At 30.3% G+C, this 211-nt stretch carries 2 protein-coding genes; both read right to left on the bottom strand.

What is annotated here, in order from left to right:
* Positions 1-82: beta-class phenol-soluble modulin (locus HMPREF2881_RS11350; RefSeq protein ID WP_141752632.1), on the bottom strand; the 82-nt coding region annotated here is incomplete at its 3' end.
* A gap of 42 nt (positions 83-124) precedes the next feature.
* Positions 125-211, bottom strand: an 87-nt coding sequence (locus HMPREF2881_RS11590; RefSeq protein ID WP_141752633.1) for a beta-class phenol-soluble modulin, incomplete at its 5' end; no start/stop codon positions are given.

A 211-nucleotide genomic window follows, 5' to 3' on the forward strand; every position in this document is an offset into this window, starting at 1 on the left:
CAATGCTTGTACCTAATTTTGTCCAATCTTGGTTTTGTGCTGCGTCTACTGTATTTTTAATTGCTTCTACTAATTTAGTCATTTGAATTTCTCCATTCTTTTTTTATTTTTAAATATTATTACATTAGAATCCTAAGTATTTACCTAGAATGCTTACGCCACTTGATACGATGTCAACAATGCTTGTACCTAATTTTGTCCAATCTTGGTT

The organism is Staphylococcus sp. HMSC057A08 (assembly GCF_001812925.1).
In the GTDB taxonomy this organism is placed as follows: Bacteria; Bacillota; Bacilli; order Staphylococcales; family Staphylococcaceae; genus Staphylococcus; species Staphylococcus hominis.